Origin of the sequence: Mesorhizobium sp. M6A.T.Cr.TU.017.01.1.1 (genome assembly GCF_004023115.1) — a bacterium.
Classification (GTDB): domain Bacteria; phylum Pseudomonadota; class Alphaproteobacteria; order Rhizobiales; family Rhizobiaceae; genus Mesorhizobium; species Mesorhizobium mediterraneum.
Map to the genome: position 1 here is coordinate 26,748 of NZ_RZTA01000018.1, position 20,725 is coordinate 47,472.

The window sequence follows — 20,725 nt, forward strand, 5'->3', positions numbered from 1 at the left end:
CTCTGGCAAAGGCACTTGCCTCGACAACGCACGTATGGAGAGCTTCTTTCGCCATCCTTGAAGTCTGCATCGACCGTCCACGGCCCATCGTACCAACTTGAGACTGAAAGGGGTGAGCCCTGTGTAATACAGCCTAGCCCTTGACCTGCCCAATGAACCGGCCAGGGGTGGTCAGTTCAAATTCGGGGCCGTTTAGAGGGCAGTGTGAGGCCGTGTCAGGTAAGTGCCACTGCTATGTCGGGACCGCGACACGCCTGTCGCTGTGGATGGCTGGAATTGCCCTTCGCGGCGCCATTCATTCTCTCAACATTTACGTGATAATGCACGCTTAGTCCGATCCGCGTGGCAGCACCCATCCTAGGTCGCTATCGGGTGGCCTTAAACCTGAACAGCTCCATCGTCGCGGCTGCTGCCGAAGCAGGAGCAATCACAGGGACCCGCACTGGTGCTTGTCAGCCGTCTGACCCGCTACTTCGTCTTAGGAAGAGCATTGTCTTTGCCAAAAGCCGGCCAGTATTTCGAGATTGCCAGTGTGGCGCCGGCTGAAGAGAAATGACCATAGTCGAAATACATAAACTCTCCTCTGTCGGAATAGGGGCAGCGTCCTGCGCTGCACAGGAATTTCAGCGGATCGATGAATGTAGCGCCTTTGGTAAATGAGCGCACACGTTCGTTGATGCCGGGGTCCATCGCCATCGGCCAGGACGTATCGTCCAGATTTTGGCGCTTGGCGAAGAACGCAATTTTCCGGACGTCAGTTGGGAACTGCGGAGACTGGCCGATGACAAACACGCGCACGCCCAGGGCACGAAGCGTATCGATTGTTTGCTGAAGACCGTCGAAGCCTCTGACCTCATAGTCACTCCATTTACCGCTGAGGATAACCGTCTTGATGTCCGCTTCCAAGATGATGTCCAAGGCCTTGCGATTGAACCGGACACAATCAAGACGAGCGTAAGAGTAGTAAGAGAGTATCGGCGGGCAGCCGGCGTACGTATATTCCACGATGTTCGCCTGCAACCGATTTATGTTAGCACCCAGGCCGGAAACATAGTGCGCGGCGAAGGAGTCGCCCCACAAAAAAACCGTTGTTGGAAAACCGCGAGTGCGCGTGCAATCCTCCATATTCCAGCTTTCGATCCGGCTGGTGCCCTCGTTGAAACAGATGCCATTCCTCCAGTCCCCGACGGAAATGCGCCGCTGGACATAGTCCGGAAACCGTTGCGGAAAGCCGTTGCCGAGCGCCCCCGCCGCTCCGCCGGCACAAAGAACAACGATCGCGAGCGCTGAAAAGGCGAAGATAGGCCCCGGGGCGGTGAAGGTCCTCTTCTGTCGAAACGGCTGCTCTACAAACTTCCAGGAGAATGCAGCCAATGCGAGGCTTGCCACCAACATCGCACCGGTCATCAACGGATCGAGTTTTTGGAACGAAAGATAATGCGCGAACGCATTGAGCGGCCAGTGAACAAGATACAACGAATACGAGATGAGCCCAATCCAGACCAGCGGCCGGACTTCGAGCATGCGGCTGGCGACCGTCGAGGGGGAATTTTGGCCAACATAGATCAGAAGGGCCGTTCCGATGCATGGATACAAGGCGTTGTAGCCTGGGAACGGATCACTCTCCGAAATCGCGAAGAACCCGATGGCGAGAAGGCCAAATCCGGCCAACCCCACCGACTCCATCAGGAATCGGTTGCCCAACGGCGGGGGGCGTTTGAGCATGAGCAGGGCGCCCAACATGAGTTCCCAGATTCGGGTCGGCAGCAGATAGAATCCGGCGGTGGGCGCCAGCGATGTCGCCATCACCGCCACTACGAAGCTGCAGAGAATTATCGGAAGAAGTGTCGTCAGCCAGCGCTTCCCGATGTAGCGATAGATTAGGAACATCAGGATTGGGGCGAAGATGTAGTACTGCTCCTCTACGGAAAGCGACCAGGTGTGCAACAGTGGTCGAAGCGCGGCATCGATCGAGAAGTAACTTGACGTTTTCCAGAAAAAAACGTTCGACCAGAAAGTCGAGGCAGCTATGATGCTAAGACTGAATTCGCGCAGATCCGATGGCAGAAGAATGAACAATGCCGCAATGCAGGTGAGAAGCATCACAAAGACGAGAGCCGGCAGAATGCGCCGGGCACGGCGCCAGTAGAAGTTGACGATCGAAAATTGGCCGCGTTCAAGGTCATCCAAGAGGCTTCCGCTGATTAGGTAGCCGGAGATGACGAAGAAGATATCGACCCCGCTAAAGCCACCCGGGATCGCCGAAATTCCGAAATGAAAGAGTACGACCGGAAGTACAGCAACAGCCCTAAGGCCCTCGATATCGCGCCTATATTGCATCCAGCGGTTCCTTTGATTTTAGATCAGGGCGAGATTGGAGCTTTCAATCCCCGGTAGGAGTGCTGCCAAGATAAGGGACGGTATCAGCCACCTTTATCCGTCCCGAATGTTCTGTAAGTGGCAACTGGTATAGAAGCACGATCGCCATCGCCGGACTTGACGGCCTGATTGTCGAGCAGATCGCGCGGATCGTTGACCATCACGGCCAGGTTATATCCTGTCGAACAACCAAGCGGCTGTTTGAAGGATTCTTCATTGGGTAAAGCACCATATGAGGGACAGACCGGCGGACGGGCGTGATAGACAATCGCCTCAATTCGCACTGAGCCGGCGTCGTGTTGATCGAGCAATTGAATGTTGTCTGCTTCGATTGCCAACTGCCTGGCCTGATGGGCTACCCGTGCGCTGAGCTGGGGCGAACCGCTGATCAGGAGGTGGAGGGCATCGAACCGGCCGCGACTGGCCTTGTCTAGGAAAACACGCAAACGCTGCCGTTCGGAAGCGCGCAGGCTTTGCAACGTCAGGACGGTGGTCTCCTCTCGGACAAGCATTGGTGCCGATGGTTCGACATCAACTGGCGTAGTGCTGGTGCAGCCACTTACGCTTGGTGCCAGAGCGACAAAGAGGATTATAAAACGCAACATCATTGGACGACACTATTCGATGATGAAGCCGAGACCGCCCTGGGCGCTTGGCGCGCCCGCACGGATAGCAGCGCGGTCTCGCGGGGGACTTGCCACGGAATTCGTCGGAGCGCCCCCTCCGTTCAAAGCCGGTGCCGCCCGCTCGGTAGGTGCGCTCATCTGGTTTGGGTTGGAGCCTGGTCTTACAATGTAAGGCGTAACTAGAATGACCAGTTCTGACTCCTCTTTTTGAAACGAGGACGAGCGAAAAAGCGGTCCCAGGATCGGCATTTCTCCGAGCCAGGGAAAGGCCCTGACATCATTGTTGACGTTCCGCCTGATTAGACCGCCGATTGCGAAGCTCTGCCCACTGGCGAGTTCGACGACCGTATCGGCTCGGCGCGTGGAAACTGCCGGCACGGAAATTCCGTTGATTTGCACGGCACCTTGCGTCGACAGTTCACTGACTTCGGGCGTTACGTGAATGTTGATTTGATTGTTGCTGAGAACTGTCGGCACAAATTCCAGACTGACGCCGAAGTGACGGAATTCAACCGATACCTGCCTGTTTTCCTGCAGGACAGGAATGGGAAATTCGCCGCCAGCGAGAAAGCTGGCTTTTTCACCCGACATGGCGGTGAGGTTCGGCTCAGCCAGGACGGAAGCTATATGCTCCTTGGCGAGCGCGTCGAGAACCGCGCTGACGTTGACGGCACCGTTGTCGAATCCGATTTCTGCTGTACCGCCACCCTGGGTTGAACCAGACCCAGCGCTTGCACCGCTTCCGCTTAGAACGCCCACTTTGAAATTGCCGATTTGACCGAAGGCGGACAGGTTGATGCCGAGTGACTTCATGGCGCTGCGTGAGACTTCGGCTACGCGCACGCTGAGGTTAACTTGCAGGGATCCAGTGACCTTGATGTTGTTGACGACTTGCGCTCCGTCGCCCAGATATTGCTCAGTGACTCTTTTTGCGGTGTCGGCGACCTCTGCGTCGGGCGCTGTCCCGCTAAGGATTGCGCCGCGCGGCGTATAGTTGACGCGGATGGGATAGTCGCCGACCTGCTCCCGCAACATGGCGCGTAAATCCCCGATCGGTTGCGTGACAACGATACGCAATTCGGCGAGAGGCTCGCCGTTGCCATCCAAGGCGAATAGGCTGGTCCGCCCCGATTTCTTGCCAAAGACGAAGATTGTTTTGCTCGATGGTGCCTGAAAATCCGCGATCGTGGGGTCAGCAACAAAGATGGTCGTGGCTGGCGCGGGCAGATGAACGGTCTCCCCGAGCGAAGAGGAAAGGGTCAGCGTGGCGTTGATGCTATTCGAAGCCGCACGCGGCGCGCCTTTGTCCTGCTTGTTTTGCGCCGCGACACCAAGTGGGAAAGTCACAATAAGCGCACAGAGGAGATGGCCCAGGTAACGGGGCACTGCAGGTCTAGGAACCTTGATGGCGATCGCCCGCCAATTGAGCGCAGGGCAAGGATGTTGAAGGATCAGCAAAATAGATCTTCTTTCGATTCGACAAACTATGCGGATGACGCGTCAGTCAATTCTAGAATGTAACCAATGCCACGGATGGTCTTGATCCGTGGCGTTGCACCTGATCTGGTCAGATGTCCACGTAAACGATAGATTCCGACTTCAAGCGCGTTGGCAGACACGTCGTCGTTGAACGAATAGAGGTGATCTTCCAACTGCGCACGGGGCACGATGCGGCCTGCCCGGTTAAGCAGATGCTCTAGAATACAGAGTTCGCGACGTGCGATCATCATTGGGTGCCCAGCAACGAAAACCTGTCGGGCGACCGGATCGAAGTTGAGATTGCCAAATACGAGCCTCAGGTCGGTCATTTGTGTCGCCCGGCGCAGAATGGCTCTCATTCTGGCGATAAGCTCATCGGTAGAGACGGGTTTGAGCAGAAAGTCGTCCGCACCACCGTTGAAGATCGCAATTCGCTTATCGAGATCGTTGAGGCTGCTCATAATGACGGCAGGAACTGAATGCCCGTGGGTCCTCAACTGCCTCAGCCAACCCAAGCCATCGCCATCTGGCAGAGCCAATTCCAGCAGGAGAATTTCATAGCTGGCGCAAGAAAATGCACTCGAGGCCAGTTCCAGAGTACCAACGACATCAACGACGAAGCCGCCATCCCCGAGCGCAAGTCGCATGGCGCGCGCAAGATCCGCATGATGATCCACGAGCAGCGTTCGCATTTCATCTCCTATCGAAGAGGGACGGCCCATCGAACGCGTCACCGGCGGCCATCTGATCGGAGCACACGGCGCGCAACTCGTCGCAGCTCTCGGAACTGGTCCGAGTCGGAGGGACATGCAAGTCGCTCGGTGGCAATAGGCGCGGGTGAGGACCAACTGGCGGGCTCAAATACGCCGGTCGGCGAACCCACGACGCCAGCAACCCGCGTGCGATTTCTCGTTGCATCATCTCTCCTACGTGCAGCCCCTACGCTCGCAAGGCAGCGTCGCGGCTCAGAGCCCGATTCCCACAGAGGGTAGGGTTAGCTTTCGAGAAACTGATTGAACAAATCGATTATTTGGATCAAATGCATCCACGGTATGGATGCAGCGCCGCATCTTCAACGACTGCGGCGTCCTGATGGATTCTTGTGTCTGTCGTGCTCTGCTTTTTTCGCTGTCCTTCAAGGCTGGCGAGTCTGGTGGAACCTGCGCGTCATTGGCTGTGGTAGCTTGATGCTCAAAAATGGAGCGCCCCGCGGAAAGCCGCTCTCAGATTTCCAAAAAGCCTTGCTGGTCCAAAAGAGCACTTCGCGTCTCGACACCAAAATGGGCGAGGAAAACTGACGTCTGACAGGGATGTGTATGCAACAGCCGATTTGCGGCACCAGGAAACGACCGCGTTCAGGCTGGAGATCGACGACCAACGTCCTCGATTTCCGCATTCAGGCCACGACGATCGACCGCTTTCCAAGCTCTTCCTGTGCGGGCGGATGCCGGCAAACAGCAGCACAGGGTCAGGGAAACCGCGAGCGGGCCTGCTTGATCGCCATGATCACATTGCCGCTGTTGCGCGTGCGGACCGGAATGCATTCGGTCCAGCCGGTGGCAATTTCGGTCAGCACCATCGTCTGCACGAAGCTCCCCGACCAAGACGTGCCCGAATGCGCTCAACCAAGCCGGGCGGCGGATCTTTCCAATCGCCGAAGGTGCGGGCTTGCACCGAGCGGCGAACTTTCGAACTCATTCCTGCCCGGCGGCGCTGGCCGCCGCGAGCGACGATGCGGACCTCAGCCGCTCCGAAGCCTCCCACAACACGATGAGCGCCTCGCGGACATCGCTGCCGTAACAGCGGCTGCGGCTCTTGCCCGCAGACGGCCTCTGCTCACGACGGTTCATAAGACGGATCGCGCGCGCTTGCGATAATAGCCGATTACCGCCCCGAACTCATTCAGAATGCGCCGCTTGTCAACGCCGCGATAACGCTCCACGATCGCCGCTTCAGTTCCGACCGTGTCGCCATGCTGAGCCGCGCCATACTTCCCCCGAACCGGAATGGCACGACCTGTCCAATGCGGCTCGTTGCCTTCCTTAATTCGCTGACCGGAAAGGTACCGGAAGTCGTCTAACGCATCTTACCCGCTGAAACGGCGGCAACACCTCGACCTCAATCGCAGATCTTAGGAAATAGACGATCGCGTGGGGGCCTGTGAGCATCCGTTCACCGGATTTCCGTCATCGGCTGAGGCGAATTGCCACCATCGACCGTTATCGGATGGGCCGCGATACGTCGCCGTATCATGATTAGGGGGCGCACCTAGCGGAGCCATAGCTCTCCACCCAGCCATGTTCCCCTCGTTGGAAGATGTCCGGCGGACCAGAGGGGCGCTGTCCCGTCAGCTTTTCCTGAAGAGCGGCCAAGGCGATCCCTACCAATCCATCACCACCTTCCCCGAATTGCCGCTCTTCATCGCCTCGAAACCGTCGAGGTAGTCATCGACCCCGATGCGGTGTGTGATCAGGCCCGACACGTCGAGAGGACCCTGCACCAGCGCGATCATCTTGTACCAGGTTTCGAACATCTCGCGGCCGTAGATGCCTTTGAGATGCAGCATCTTGAAGATGACCTTGTTCCAGTCGATCTCGAAGCCGGTCGGCGCGATGCCCAGAATGGCGATCTTGCCGCCATTGTTCATGGTGTCGATCATGTCGCGGAAAGCGGGGGCGGCGCCCGACATTTCGAGCCCGACGTCGAACCCCTCGGTCATGCCGAGCACCGGCATGACGTCGCGCAGCTTTTCCTTCGAGGCGTCGACGACATGCTGGACGCCGAGTTTCTTGGCTAGCGCCAGCCGCACCGGGTTGATGTCAGTGATGACCACTTTGCGCGCACCGACGCATTGCGCGACGAGCGCGCCCATGATGCCGATCGGCCCGGCGCCAGTCACCAGCACGTCCTCGCCGACCAGATCGAAGGACAATGCGGTGTGCACGGCATTGCCCAAGGGATCGAAGATCGCGGCAATCTCATCGGGCACATCGTCGGGGATCGGCACGACATTGTGCTGCGGGATCGCCAGATACTCGCCGAACGCGCCCGGACGGTTGACGCCGACGCCGAGTGTGTTGCGGCACAGATGCCCTCGCCCGGCGCGACAGTTGCGGCAATGGCCGCAGACGATGTGGCCTTCGCCCGATACACGCTGGCCGACCTTGTATTCGGTGACCGCTGCGCCGAAATCGGCAACGGTGCCGACGAATTCATGGCCCGTCACCATCGGCACCGGCACGGTCTTCTGCGCCCACTGGTCCCAATTGTAGATGTGCACGTCGGTGCCGCAGATCGCCGTCTTCTTGATCTTGATCAGCACGTCGTTGGGGCCGATTTCCGGCACCGGCACCTCTTCCATCCAGATGCCCGGTTCGGCCTTGGCCTTCACAAGCGCCTTCATCATGTTCGACATCAGGATTTCCCTATTCCGTGATTGCGCTTCTGGCGAGATAGCCTGCACAACGGGAAGGTAGGCCACTAACTCGTTTGAACGTCCGGAATGGTCAGCCCCGCCTGCTCGGCCTCGCGGCGCAAATTCTGACGGGGCCTGGGGCCGATCTGCTGGATCACCAATCCGGCTGCCAGTGAGCCAAGGTCGCCGCAAGTCTGCAGGTCGCGGCCTTGCGTGTAGCCATGCAGGAAGCCGGCGGCATAGAGATCGCCGGCGCCCGTCGTGTCGACCAGTTCCTTGATGGCGGTCGCCTTGATCACCACGGTCTCGTCGCCGCGCACGATGACGGAGCCCTTTTCAGAGCGTGTCACGGCGGCGATCCGGCAATCCTTGCGGATCTGGGCCAGCGCCTCGTCGAACGACGATGTCTGGTAGAGCGACTTGATCTCGTGGCTGTTGGCAAAGACGATGTCGACCGTGCCCGAGCGCATCAGGTCGAGGAATTCGTCGCGGTAGCGGTCGACGCAGAACGAATCCGATAGCGTCATCGACACTTCGCGGCCTGCCGCGTGCGCCAGCTTCGCCGTCTGGCGGATTGCCTCCTTGGCGCGCGGCGGGTCCCACAGATAGCCTTCGAAATAGGTGACCTTGGCGCCAGACGCCTTGTCGGCTTCGACATCCTCAGGGCCAAGCTCGACGCAGGCGCCGAGATAGGTGTTCATCGAGCGCTCGCCGTCGGGCGTGACGAAGATCATCGAGCGCGCCGTCGGCGGCTCACCCTTGAGCGACGTGGTGTCGAAGGCGACGCCCTGCGCATGGATGTCGTGGGCGTAGATTTCGCCCAGCGCATCGTTGGAGACCTTGCCGAAGAAGGCGGCGCGGCCGCCAAAGCTGGCGACGCCGGCCGCCGTGTTGCCGGCGCTGCCGCCGGAGGCCTCGATCGCCGGGCCCATGCGGCTGTAGAGCAACTCGGCGCGTTGTGTGTCGATGAGGTTCATCGCGCCCTTGATGATGCCGTTCGTCTCGAGGAATTCCTCGTCGCACTGGGCGATGATGTCGACAATGGCATTGCCGATGCAAAGCACGTCATAATCCGGCATCAAAATCTCCGCCATAACCCGAGCCGGCTTCTTGCCACGCCGGCCGGGCGTGGTCTCGCGAGTTGAAATGGGTTGCCGCATGCGCTTGATCCAGCCGCCCTCACGCAGCTGCCGGTCCGGCTTCACGCAGCAAATCGTCAGCTTTGTCCGTCTTCTCCCAAGTGAACTCAGGCTCTTCACGCCCGAAGTGTCCGTATGTCGCCGTCTTGCGGTATATCGGCCGTAAGAGATCAAGCATCTTGATGATGCCTTTCGGTCGGAGATTGAAAACCTCGAGAACAAGGCGCTCGATCCTTTTTTCCTCGATCCTTGCGGTTCCGAAGGTATTGACCATGACAGAAACCGGACTGGCCACGCCGATCGCGTAGGCAAGCTGAACCTCGCAGACCTCCGCAAGGCCGCTGGCAACGATGTTCTTCGCGACATACCGGGCGGCATAGGCCGCCGAGCGGTCAACCTTGGATGGGTCCTTGCCCGAAAAGGCACCGCCGCCGTGACGCCCGGTCCCACCGTAGGAATCGACGATGATCTTCCGTCCTGTGAGGCCGCAGTCGCCGGCAGGCCCACCGACCACGAACCGCCCTGTTGGGTTGACCAGAAATCTGATCCCCGAAGTATCCAGGTGGGCCGGCAGGACCGGTTTTATGATCTCCTCAATGACGCCTTCGCGGACCGTGGCTTGTGAGACCGCTTCGTCATGCTGCGTTGACAGGACTATGGTATCCAGCGCCACCGGGCGGAGCCCTTCGTAGCGTACGGACACTTGAGATTTCACGTCCGGACGCAGCCAGCCAAGCTGTCCCGCTTTCCGGACCTCGGCCTGTCTTTTCGTCAAATGGTGAGCGAGTTGGATCGGCAGGGGCATCAATGTATCCGTCTCGTTGCATGCGAATCCAAACATGATGCCCTGATCCCCTGCCCCTTGCCCGAGATCCTGCCCTCGTCCTTCATCAACGCCCTGGCTTATGTCGGGCGACTGCTCGGTGAGGGCCAGAACGACGGCGCAACGTCGACCATCAAAGCCAATCGCATCATCGTCGTAGCCAATATCGAGTATCGTATCGCGGGCGACTTGGCTGTAATCGATGTGTGCATGGCTGGTGATCTCGCCAGCCACAACGACCATCCCCGTCTTCACCAACACTTCACAGGCGACGCGCGCCTTCGGATCGGTGCGCAGGACCGCATCGAGAATGGCATCGGAGATGTTGTCTGCCATCTTATCGGGGTGTCCCGCGCCGACGGATTCGGAAGAGAACACGAACTGCCTGGTCATAAAAATGCCCTCGCTTCAAGTGCTGGAGTTAGTGAGGAGTTTCTGGATTGGGGTGGCTTATCGGTCGGTGATGCCGGGAACATCGAACGCAGTGCAGAAGTCGGCAACGTCTCTTCGTACGCTCGCATGAACTTCCTGGTCATCGGGCTGGCGGCAGACCGAGTCGATGAAAGCGGCGATCTGCACCATCTCCGTTTCGCGCATGCCCATGGACGTCACCGCTGGTGTCCCTAAGCGGATGCCGCTTGTCAGCGCCGGATGCCGTCGGTCGCCCGGGACCATATTGAAATTCGCAATGATGCCTGCACGCGATAAGCGCTCTGCATAGGCTTTGCCTGACAGCGGCCGGTCCCGAAGATCAAGGATCAGCATGTGATTGTCAGTGCCCCCGGTGACGAGTTCATAACCTCGCTCCAGAAGCGCCTGGGCCAGAGCCTTGGCGTTGTGGACGATCTGCTGACCGTAGACACGAAAGGACGAGTTCGCTGCTTCCTGCAAAGCGACGGCAAGCGCGGCGATAGTATTCATATGCGGTCCGCCTTGCAGAAGAGGGAACACGGCGCGGTCTATACGTTTGGCCAGATTGTGTTTGCTCTTCGGATGATGGAGGGGCTGATAACGGTCTTCATTCCTTGATAAAATGAAGCCACCCCGGGGACCGCGGATCGACTTGTGAGAGGTGCTGGTGACCACATCGCAATGGGACACGGGGTTCGGATGCACTCCTGCGACAACCAGGCCGCAGATGTGGGCGATGTCAGCCACCAGATACGAGTTCACCTCCGAAGCAATTTCGGCCATTGCCGCGTAGTCAAAAATACGCGGATAAGCAGTTCCGCCGACCCAAATTAGCTTCGGGCGTTCCCCCTTGGCGGTCTCGCGCAAGTGGTCATAGTCAATTTGCTGTGTCTTTTCGTGCAGCCTGTACGGGACGCGCTGATAATCGCTGCCGGAAAAATTGACGGACCAACCGTGAGTCAGATGGCCGCCTTCGGGTAAAGGCAAGCCCATGACTTTGTCACGGGGGCTCAAAAGCGCGCGATAGACAGCCTGGTTGGCTGGCGAGCCTGAATAAGGCTGGACGTTGGCGTGTTCACTGCCAAATAGCGCTTTCAGGCGCTCGATCGCGAGGGTCTCAAGCTCATCGACGATCTCGTTTCCGGCGTAGTAGCGCGCACCGGGGTATCCCTCGGCATACTTGTTGGTGAAAATCGACCCGGTGGCTTCCAACACCGCCGAGGAGGCAAAGTTCTCAGAGGCGATCAGTTTGAGAGTTGTCCGCTCCTGGCGCTCCTGTCTTAGAAGCAGTTCGTGAACGCGGGAGTCGGCGGCGGCTAAGTGAGGCCGCCCGTAAGTGTCGGGCTGCGCGATGGCGCCGCCGGCGGAGTTATCCATGGTAGTCGCGCTCCATTTGGACTGATCTATTTCACGATCAAGCAGGCGGTCCCTTCAACCGCGCGTCTTGTATTGCTTCTAGGCGTTGTAGGTCTCTTTTATGGTGGCCATCATCGTGGGGCAGGAGATCGACCACCAATTGAGCCAGCCCGCCATCCTTGCCTCCTGCTTGCATATGGTACGAAGACTGCGGACGTTGTTCGTTGCAGCAAAGAAAGTTGGCTCTGACCAGCCGCCGGACGTGGCGTCGAACCTGCTCGCGAGGCAGACTGGTAATATCGGCCAGCTCGCCGACGGTTAGATCCGCATGCGCGCAAAGGCCCAGGATTCGAAGACGATCAAGATGCGCTGCCGTCCTTAGGCGATTTACCAGTGTCAACATTGGTTGGCATCAACCCGGACGGGATGCAGCAAGCCGCTAGCCCTTCTATCCCCATCAATCCGCATGAGACCTCTCTCGTCATTTGCTGTAAATCCGCTGGTATGGATGCTAATGGAAGATGGATCACAGTCCTTTCTACGACTAAGACGCCAGATATTGTGGCGAATGTACCACCTGACAGGAGACTACGCTCACGAACATTATGTGAATTTTTTTTAACGTTGCTGAGAATCAAGAATGAGGTTTGGCGAATGTCTCGCCGTCGACTGCCGAATCCTGCCCGACGGGATTATGGGGTGCGTAGCCTACTTGTCCTTTCCACATGACCAGCGACGATGGGGCGAAGGCGGCAGACATAGCTCTGGAGCATGCTGCGGTGTCTTTGGCCTGAAGCCGAGGAAGGCGGACCGTGGCTTCCGCGCCGCTGCCGGGAGCCCGCGAACAGGCCAAGTGGATCAGCCGGGTGTTGCCGTCATAGAGCGTGAGACGCAAAGCTGGCCAGCCGCGCCCTGAGGCTGACGCACCGCTCAGCGTCCACCTTGCTCTCGAAGCCCATCGGCATAGCGCCGATAACGACTTGACCGCGTGCGTGTCGACGAGCGATCGGTGAGCGCAAGGATCGAGGGTGCAGTGCAGGATAATGCTGTTTTAAATCAGCGCTGTTTTCAGCCGACTGCCTTGAGCGTGGGCACAAGGATATAGGCCCAAGGCAGGAGATCATCGTCTGGCTGTTCGGGAGGCCGCCCTGGGCGCGCGACAGCCGTTCCTTCGGCTGCGCCGCTCCGCCACCATCCGCGCCGTGCCTTCCGGAGACCATTCCCGCTGCCGGCCGGCGCCCGTGAAAACCTCGACCCGGCGCACCGGCTCGAGATGGCTGGGCTCAGCGTAACTCTGAAGTCGTCATATACCGAAGCCTTCACAGACTTCGGACATCCCCCTCACAGTCCGATCCAGATGGCGTCAGGAACACCGCTTGCGTTGATGCGGATGAACCCCTGCTTGTGCCACAATGACCCTTATGTCAGCGCGCGAGCCAAAGCTTCCGCGCAAGGCGACGGCTAGGATAAGGCAATGCCGACGAAGGGCACATTGCTTGCCACACTCTGGAATGATGGCATGCTCGGCAGGCCTAGGTTTTGCTCAGGGCCGCCTGCAAGGCGCGCTTTGAGGTTATTCACATAGCCTTCTGCGTAGTCCTGCGCCGTCGAGACCGAAAGATCAATGCCTGCCGCCAAGGCCTCTTCCATCAGGTGCTTTACGAGCCCATTTCGAATGGCCAGCTTGACCTCGGGGCCTGCGATAAGGCCGATCGCCTGCGCGGCCATATTGAGGCCAGCTTCCTCCAGCGCTCGCTTCATATCGCCTCCGTTAATGGCCGTACGCAGGAGATTGGCTGCTTGCGACTCAGCCTCGAGAACCATCGAGGCAAGATCGGCTACTTGTCCGAGGCCCGGAATGAAGCTGAGCAGTCCCACCGCCGTTGCCGCCAAGTCGAGCACTTTCGTCTCGATTTTGAGCACGGAGTCGACGACGTGCATGACGGCCCCGCCGTTCTTTTTGGCTGACTTAATGTCAGGCTGGTCCATCAGGCCCATCTTCATGTCCGCGACGGCATTCTGCTCTTCTGCGGTTTGGGCGCCGTGGGTGATTGGCTGCTGAACGTTGCGGTTCGCAGACGACATGTTTGTGCAAAAATGGGCAAAGTCTTTTTTGCTGATATTGCCGGAATCAACCGTATGCCCGCCGCCAAAGTCGAAGAATTTATGATGGGTCTTATAGCCCGTGATCGAATTGTTCAGGAGGCCAAACAAAAGAGGATCTGAAAGGAGCTGAGAGGCTGCTTCCCGCACTTTCGGATCAAGGCTCTTGTCGTCTTTCATTTTCGCCAGTTTGTCGCGAGTCAGAACACCGCTTCCAAAGAACGTGTCCTGATGGTCCTTGATCATCTCGACCGTATTCAGCTCAGTTTGCGTGAGGCTCATCGACGATGAGGCGACTTGCAGGAAATCCTCTTTGTGCATCTTCCCTTTCGAGCCACCGCACAACTGGTTCCAAGCATCGGGGTGATCGAGGAAATATTGCGCCGCCGCAATGACCTGGGGCGGAAATTTGCCGTTTTTCGATTCGCCGCCGACCATTTTCTTGAACTCATCCAGACTCAGGTCCTTGGACAGATTTTCGGAGTACCGGTAAAACTCCCGCAAGGCATCGCTCAAAGTCATGACCGAAGGCTGCAAACCTCCGCTGCCGTCGGATGGTATGTAGTTCTGCTCGTAGCTTTGCGCTTGGGCTTCCTGAAATGCAGCAACTTGTGGGTGGTGGTTTGAAAATCCGGCCAAGTCCTTGGCGTTGATCTTGCCTCCACAGCGGCCGTCGCCCTGCGAGCCAATCGCATAAAAAAGTCCCGAATCCTGCTGCAGTCCCTGGATCGCCGCTTTCAGATCCGGTGGCGTAGAGGGATCATTGGCTTTGTCGGTCAACGACTTCCAAGTAAGCGGGCATTGGTCCTTGTGACGGTTGAGTACCGCAACAATCTGCAACTCAGCCGTGGTCAGCGACCCACCGTTCCACGTGATTCCGGGGCTCGGCCTGGGAGCCGGCTCGATCTTCGGGGTGACGCGGAGCAGATGTTGGGCTTCAGTCGCCTTGGAGCGTTGCGATTGGTCCTCCTTGAGAGCCGCCCTCATATTTGGCGGCAGCAGATCCAGTGGGTGTTGCTCCAAGCCCTTCAATGTCAATTCGACATCCGGTGCCAGATGGCCCAAAGGGTCCTGCCGCAAGTTATCCATTGTCGAATCAAGATTCGACGCTGGCAGATCCCCTTGCGCGAAAGAGCCGGGCTTGTCTGCCAGCACACAAGTGGACAGCATCGCTTCGAAGCACGATGCACTTTGCTGATGCTGGGTCGCAAAATGGGAAACTTTCAGGCCCGGCCAACCCCTTGCGGACTGTAGCGAATTTGAGCGGTAGAAAGTTGAAAGATTGCTGGCCGACATTATGCATCCTCAGACGTGACGTTGAAATCCCCACAAGAGACCCCGACAGAAGATCCCTTGCGTTTCACAAAATTCGACAATTCCAAGCGTCGGCAGGTCACGAATGCGCCTGCCCTGCCTTCAATTGCTGTGTTCCGGGCCGGCTCCAAGGTTCGGTCCAACACAATGGCCGGAGTCACCGCGAGAGCTGCCGGGACTCATCATGAGCGGATTAGCTTTCGAGAAACTGACGAGTTTGCGAAGAGTTCACAAAGGGGTAGCCGCAGTCATGTTCTTCAGAGCTGCGGGAAATCCTCAATGTTCATTTCTTGCCCAGCTCAGGCTTCCCGCCAACGCTATCCTGTTGTGGAATGTCAGAAGAATAAGAAGCATCCGGTCGTCCGTCGCGAACGACCGTAGTGGAGGAGCCACGAAACAAGATCAGCACTGATTCCTTTGGCGTGGCCGCTATGTGAGTCTGCGCCTGCGCCTCCGCCACCAAGCCGTTAAAGGTCTGCTCCACGAGTGCGACGAAGCGCGGTGGACCGGAAACGAAGACGAGGCCATTGCCTGGCACGGGTTTGACCACATAGCGCTCGTCAGAGATATCAAGCTTGTCGAGAGCCCCCTTGAACGCATCGAAGCGAATCGACGTCATCAAAAGCATTCGAGTTTGCGATTCTTGTGCAGCAGACACATAGAGTACAAGGCCGTCATAGTACCATTGGAGACCGTAAAGGTTCGTCAAGCGGTCGAGGAACGCGCGCGGTGGCAAATCAGGCATACGTCCGCGAATTCGCCCCTTCACCGCAGGACTGATGTTGACCCTGATATTCAGGTTGTTGCCGAATTCCTGCAACGCTGCAGCGAGTTCCTGATCCAGAACCGTGTATCTATAGGGTGTCGCCGGAAGGGACAGCGGGACTGCGTGCGCCGGTTGAATCCCGGTGGACAGAAAAAACCCGGCACAAAGAAGTCTCAAAACATGCAGGGTGACGGGTTGGATAAGCGTTCTCGGCATGTCGCACTGATAAACCAAACGCTGAAATCATCACAAGTGACTAAATTGCCGAAGAGATTTTAGATTGTCGAAATGACGCCGCCGTTAGTCAGCTTGTTGTCAGCTTGCCCCCCTAGGAGTGTTGCGCCGACACCGGGTGATGAATGGGCGGGGCTCGCCCGGTCAGAGAGAGCAACCGAGTCCTTACATGATGATGCCTGTCACGTCGATCTCTGCCACTCTAACGGCTGGCCTCCCCAGGGTCGGATCACCGTCGATTGTCGAGCAGGCCCAGTTTGAGCGCGCCTTAGGGCATGCAGCCGACTCGCTGAAAAACGATGCCGCCGCGGGGCCAGCGAGTGCGGCGCCAGTTGCTGCGGCGATGGATGTTCAGCGCGCGGCTGCGCCGACGAGCGGCATGGGCGATCGCGTGTTGCAGACGATTTCCTCCCTATATCCACACAATACTGTTTCCTTCCCCGCGCTCGACCATGACATAGCCCTTTCGAAGGGCGCTCTACCGGGACCGGCGCAGAAGCTTCCCGTCCCAGGTGAGGCGGGAACCGGAATCTCGGGCATTCCTCAACAAGGGCAAGACTTCGAAATGATGATGGCTGGTCTTCGGGATGTTTACAACGGCGTCACCCAGGTGGCGCTTATCTCCAAAGGCGTCAGCGGCGTCACATCATCCGTGAATAAACTTTTGAAGGAAGGCTGAACCGCGCGCATGATTGGCTTGGCCGAGGGCGAAATCATGCGTGGCCTGTCAGGGTGGCGGTCGGTTAGACTTGTCATGCTGCCAGTTCTCGTCGCCCTCACTGCTTGCAAAGCCGACCTCTACACGCAATTGCAAGAGCGTGAGGCAAATGAAATGCTCGCACTTCTTGAAGACAACGGGGTCGCCGCGATCCGGGTGGTCGCCAAGGATGGAACCAGCACGATCCAGGTTGACGAAAAGCTGCTCGCCTTCTCAATCAACCTTCTGAACGCCAAGGGGTTGCCGCGCCAATCCTTCAAGAACCTCGGTGAGATATTCCAAGGATCAGGCCTGATTGCCTCGCCGACCGAGGAGCGTGCCCGTTACGTGTATGCCCTGAGCGAAGAGTTGTCGCGGACGATCAGCGATATCGATGGCGTTTTTTCTGTACGTGTTCACGTCGTGCTGCCGCATAACGACCTTGTGCGAGCCGGCGCCACGCCATCCTCGGCCGCGGTGTTTATCAGGCACGACGCCAAAACAAATGTCGCGGCTCTGCTGCCAAAGATAAAGATGCTGGTAGCCGACAGCATCGAAGGCTTGTCCTACGATAAGGTGGAAGTGGTTTTGGTGCCGGTAGAACGGTCCGCACACGAGCAACGGCCCGATCCGACTGCTGTTTTGCCACAAGCATCAACACCTCTTCCTGCGCCAATTCTGGCGACCGTGACAGGGTTTGCCGCAGCCGTATTCGCAGTGGCCTGTTATCTCTTGGGCAGCGTTGCTACGCGTCGGCGCAAGCAATCAACCGGCGTTTCCAAGGTCGAGGGGCGCCGGGATGCTTCTGCTGTCGAGGCCATTCGCAAAAGAATGCCTGCAATTGGACGTGGGTGACATCTCATTGCCAATGCCTATACAGACCGCCCGACCTGATGGTCCGCACCAATTGCGTTTTCCGGGCGCGAGCGAGCTTGCGGCTTCGGCCCATCCGACCCGTCTAGCGGCGCGTCTTGATCCAGCGTTATCGGCAGAAACGTTAGTGAAGTTGCAGAAGTGTTCCAGACTGCATCCAAGGCTGGCAGAATTGCTGGGCAACTATGACGTGGATCTGAACCACATCGGCTGCAGGCCGGACCTTCTACGCGGGCACGATCCATATCGAGCTGCCCTTCTTGCTGGTAGTATCTGGCATGCCCGTTCGCTGGTCGCGTTTGTCTCTCAGCCTGAGCTTGCCATCCTTGTTAAACGCATCGGCGTGGATGCACACGCATTCGGAATCCGACACCTGCTGCATGCCGTTGAGAACAGACTGATCGCGGACCCAGAAAAACTCGCTCAGCAAATCGAATACGATGGACATGCATGTCTTGGGGCTTGGCTCCAGGACAGTTCAGCGACCGAGCGTAACCGCGTGCTTCTTCGGTTGCCCGAGGGGACTGCCGCGGAGACTCCAGCACCTGAGCATTGGACCGCCGCCGGCCAATTGCTTTCACTTGTACTAGCTCATTTTGAGACAGAGACCCCGGTGAAATGACAGCCGAACTTTCCGAGGGGCCAATAGCGCCGCAGATGCGTCCAATCGGACCACTGATACCCGCGAGCGAGCTCGAAACCTGGCACAGCGCCGCGCAAGCGCTTGCCGCGGCAGAACGGCATCGGCAGCGCGTTCGAAACTGGGCACGCGCCGTTTACCAGCGGGCGTGGGTGCGCGGCCACATGGAGGGCTCGAATGCAGGCACCGAGGAGATGGCAGGGCTGATTGCGGAGACAATCTCCGAAATCGCGCGACGAAAGGCGGCTCTGGAGCAGGAATTGCCGCAGCTCGTGATGGAAATATTGAGCGATCTTATCGGCGCTTTCGATCCGGGCGAGCTACTGGTGAGGGCTGTTCGTCACGCCATAGAGTGTCAATACAGCGGCGCCGAAGTTTGCCTTCATGTTTCTCCCATGCAAGTCGACATGCTTGCACGAGAGTTTGCTCGATGCGACGGCCAGGATGGTCGACCAAGGGTGCGGATCGAGCCCGACCCGACGTTGTCGCCGCAACGGTGCGTGCTGTGGAGCGAGTACGGCAATGTCGACCTGGGACTTGACGCCCAGATGCGCGCGCTGCGCCTTGGTTTCGGGACGCTATGTGAAAAAGGCGAGCTATGAGAAAGCCCGTCCCAGAACATAACGCTGACGCCGACACTCGAGCTCTCGTTCCAGCAATCTCGTCTTTGAGGGCTGCGGCCAAGCGAATTGACACGCGTGCGGTGCGCGGTCGGATCACGCGGGCTATCGGCACACTGGTTCATGCCGTCTTGCCAGATACTCGTATTGGGGAACTTTGCCTCCTAGAGGACCCGCGAACCGGGCTGTCGCTCGAGGCCGAGGTGATCGGCCTGTCGGGTGATGGTGTATTGCTGACACCGATCGGGGACTTGGTGGGCCTATCCAGCCGCGCAGAGGTCGTGGCCACTGGCCGAATGCGTGAGGTGCCCGTCGGCGGCGATTTGCTCGGTCGCGTGATCGACAGTCGTTGCCGCCCATTGGACGGCAAAGGCGAAATCAAGACCGTCGAAACTCGGCCCCTGCATGGCAGAGCCCCCAATCCGATGACGAGGCGCATGATTGAGCGGCCATTCCCGCTTGGGGTCCGTGTCCTCGATGGTCTGCTGACGTGCGGCGAGGGCCAGCGGATCGGGATTTATGGCGAGCCAGGTGGTGGCAAGTCGACGCTGTTGTCACAGATCGTAAAGGGTGCCGCCGCTGACGTCGTCATAGTGGCGCTCATAGGCGAACGTGGACGGGAAGTTCGTGAATTCATCGAAAGGAATCTTGGTGAAGAGGGCCTTCTCCGTACGGTCGTCGTGGTTGAAACCTCCGACCGCTCGGCGGTGGAGCGTGCGCAATGCGCTCCAATGGCGACTGCGCTCGCGGAATATTTTCGCGATCAGGGCCTACGCGTTGCTCTCATGCTGGATTCGCTGACGCGCTTCTGCCGCGCTATGCGCGAAATAGGCCTTGCTGCGGGTGAGCCGCCGACGCGACGGGGCTTTCCTCCTTCCGTTTTTGGCATGCTGCCAGGCCTGCTCGAGCGCGCCGGCATGGGTGAGCGGGGCTCAATCACGGCCTTCTATACGGTGCTTGTAGAGGGTGATGGCACGGGTGATCCAATCGCCGAGGAATCGCGTGGTATTCTCGATGGCCATGTCATCCTCTCACGCGCTATTGCGGCGCGATCGCATTTCCCCGCTATTGATGTGCTGCAGAGTCGCAGCCGCGTCATGGATGCAGTCGTTTCGGGGACACATCGCAAGGCAGCATCCATTTTCCGCGAGCTCCTATCGCGCTATGCCGAGACCGAGTTCTTGATCAATGTTGGCGAATACAAGCCAGGTGGAGATCCCCTGACTGACCGGGCCGTCGCGTCAATCGACGAACTGAGGGAGTTTCTGCGCCAGAGCGAAGATGACGCGTCAGATTTCGAGGAGACGGTCGCATGGATGTCGCGTCTGACCGCGTGAACTGGGTTCAGTCTTCGAGGTTACGGCTTCTGAAGGAAATGCAAGAGCGTCGTGCCCTTGGCGAGCTGTCCAAGAAGGAAGCCCAGCGCGATGTGGCCGCCTCAGCCGTACAAAATGCCTCTAGGGAGCTTGCAATGATACAGCAACATTGTTCAAGAAAAGAAGCAGCGCTCTATCAGCATCTGATGTCACTCGACAACTTGTCTAGCGCAGCGCTCGACCGTCACCGCCTTCACACTGAACAGCTTGCCGCTGAGATCAATTCCAGACGGCAGATGCTTGATGATACCCAAATCGCTCAAGAGGAGGCTGAGATGGCGGCGTCCAGGACGAGGGAGCTATGGGTCATATGTTCGGCGGCAAGGGACAAATGGCAACAAATCGAGGACGACGTGCGGCGCGCCGTCGAGACTCATTCGGAGGCCGCAGCCGAGATCGAGGCCGACGATGAGATACTGCTGAAATATGCGAGGGGGTCGCTTGCCTAAATGCCGCGCAACCGGATCCGACGGT

The 20,725-nt window shown here is 58.4% G+C and carries 18 protein-coding genes; 6 read left to right on the forward strand and 12 right to left on the reverse strand.

Features of this window, described 5'->3' with window-relative positions; translation table 11 throughout:
* Positions 1-468 precede the first annotated feature (468 nt).
* From EOB36_RS08385 to EOB36_RS08400, 4 genes are all read right to left on the reverse strand, one after another.
* Positions 469-2,340 carry an acyltransferase family protein gene (locus tag EOB36_RS08385; protein ID WP_095486065.1) on the reverse strand — a complete coding sequence of 624 codons (1,872 nt, stop codon included), beginning with the start codon at positions 2,338-2,340 and terminating at the stop codon, positions 469-471.
* 83 nt (positions 2,341-2,423) lie between these two features.
* Complete coding sequence (locus EOB36_RS08390; protein ID WP_095486064.1) at positions 2,424-2,987, reverse strand: CpaD family pilus assembly lipoprotein; 564 nt, start codon at positions 2,985-2,987, stop codon at positions 2,424-2,426.
* A 9-nt stretch (positions 2,988-2,996) separates the two neighbouring features.
* Entirely contained in the window at positions 2,997-4,418 is a 1,422-nt protein-coding gene (locus tag EOB36_RS08395; protein WP_245467687.1) for a type II and III secretion system protein family protein, read from the reverse strand.
* A gap of 71 nt (positions 4,419-4,489) precedes the next feature.
* Positions 4,490-5,176: a response regulator transcription factor gene (locus EOB36_RS08400; RefSeq protein ID WP_095486062.1), complete on the reverse strand. Its 687-nt coding sequence runs from the start codon at positions 5,174-5,176 to the stop codon at positions 4,490-4,492.
* A 321-nt stretch (positions 5,177-5,497) separates the two neighbouring features.
* Here EOB36_RS08400 and EOB36_RS08405 point away from each other — a divergent pair, with 321 nt between their 5' ends.
* On the forward strand, positions 5,498-5,782 hold the full coding sequence (locus EOB36_RS08405; protein ID WP_126105043.1) for a hypothetical protein: 285 nt from the start codon (positions 5,498-5,500) through the stop codon (positions 5,780-5,782).
* 1,082 nt (positions 5,783-6,864) lie between these two features.
* Here the strand turns inward: EOB36_RS08405 and tdh are convergent.
* From tdh to EOB36_RS08450, 7 genes are all read right to left on the reverse strand, one after another.
* Positions 6,865-7,899 carry an L-threonine 3-dehydrogenase gene (tdh, locus tag EOB36_RS08415; protein WP_095486061.1) on the reverse strand — a complete coding sequence of 345 codons (1,035 nt, stop codon included), beginning with the start codon at positions 7,897-7,899 and terminating at the stop codon, positions 6,865-6,867.
* Between the two features lie 65 nt (positions 7,900-7,964).
* Positions 7,965-8,978, reverse strand: a complete 1,014-nt coding sequence (locus EOB36_RS08420) for an adenosine kinase (RefSeq protein ID WP_095486081.1) — start codon at positions 8,976-8,978, stop codon at positions 7,965-7,967.
* Between the two features lie 100 nt (positions 8,979-9,078).
* Positions 9,079-10,254: a methionine adenosyltransferase gene (gene metK, locus EOB36_RS08425; protein WP_063169265.1), complete on the reverse strand. Its 1,176-nt coding sequence runs from the start codon at positions 10,252-10,254 to the stop codon at positions 9,079-9,081.
* 57 nt (positions 10,255-10,311) lie between these two features.
* Positions 10,312-11,649: a serine hydroxymethyltransferase gene (gene glyA, locus EOB36_RS08430; RefSeq protein ID WP_095486060.1), complete on the reverse strand. Its 1,338-nt coding sequence runs from the start codon at positions 11,647-11,649 to the stop codon at positions 10,312-10,314.
* Between the two features lie 37 nt (positions 11,650-11,686).
* On the reverse strand, positions 11,687-12,031 hold the full coding sequence (locus EOB36_RS35945; protein WP_084831489.1) for a helix-turn-helix domain-containing protein: 345 nt from the start codon (positions 12,029-12,031) through the stop codon (positions 11,687-11,689).
* Between the two features lie 1,058 nt (positions 12,032-13,089).
* Positions 13,090-14,901 carry an HrpF/NolX family T3SS translocon protein gene (locus EOB36_RS08445; RefSeq protein WP_245329904.1) on the reverse strand — a complete coding sequence of 604 codons (1,812 nt, stop codon included), beginning with the start codon at positions 14,899-14,901 and terminating at the stop codon, positions 13,090-13,092.
* A gap of 427 nt (positions 14,902-15,328) precedes the next feature.
* Positions 15,329-16,027: a secretin N-terminal domain-containing protein gene (locus EOB36_RS08450; protein WP_095486058.1), complete on the reverse strand. Its 699-nt coding sequence runs from the start codon at positions 16,025-16,027 to the stop codon at positions 15,329-15,331.
* A gap of 187 nt (positions 16,028-16,214) precedes the next feature.
* On the opposite strand from EOB36_RS08450, the gene EOB36_RS08455 reads away from it, so the two are divergent.
* Positions 16,215-16,724, forward strand: a complete 510-nt coding sequence (locus tag EOB36_RS08455) for a nodulation protein NolB (protein ID WP_095486057.1) — start codon at positions 16,215-16,217, stop codon at positions 16,722-16,724.
* 36 nt (positions 16,725-16,760) lie between these two features.
* On the forward strand, positions 16,761-17,597 hold the full coding sequence (gene sctJ / locus EOB36_RS08460) for a type III secretion inner membrane ring lipoprotein SctJ (RefSeq protein WP_280953371.1): 837 nt from the start codon (positions 16,761-16,763) through the stop codon (positions 17,595-17,597).
* A gap of 244 nt (positions 17,598-17,841) precedes the next feature.
* On the opposite strand, the gene EOB36_RS35710 is transcribed toward sctJ, so the two are convergent.
* On the reverse strand, positions 17,842-18,063 hold the full coding sequence (locus tag EOB36_RS35710; protein WP_029354860.1) for a hypothetical protein: 222 nt from the start codon (positions 18,061-18,063) through the stop codon (positions 17,842-17,844).
* Between the two features lie 170 nt (positions 18,064-18,233).
* Here EOB36_RS35710 and sctL point away from each other — a divergent pair, with 170 nt between their 5' ends.
* From sctL to EOB36_RS08480, 3 genes are read left to right on the forward strand one after another with little or no spacing between them, the layout of a single operon-like run.
* A complete protein-coding gene (gene sctL / locus EOB36_RS08470; RefSeq protein WP_091595841.1) occupies positions 18,234-18,857 on the forward strand; it encodes a type III secretion system stator protein SctL in 624 nt (207 codons plus the stop codon).
* The gene (gene sctN, locus EOB36_RS08475) at positions 18,854-20,212 is read left to right on the forward strand and encodes a type III secretion system ATPase SctN (RefSeq protein WP_024505372.1); all 1,359 of its coding nucleotides are present in this window, start codon (positions 18,854-18,856) and stop codon (positions 20,210-20,212) included. Before sctL ends, sctN begins: the two co-directional genes overlap by 4 nt.
* Positions 20,188-20,700 (forward strand): hypothetical protein, encoded by a 513-nt coding sequence (locus tag EOB36_RS08480; protein ID WP_095486055.1) that lies wholly within the window; start codon positions 20,188-20,190, stop codon positions 20,698-20,700. The genes sctN and EOB36_RS08480 overlap by 25 nt, the downstream gene beginning before the upstream one ends.
* Positions 20,701-20,725: the final 25 nt, after the last annotated feature.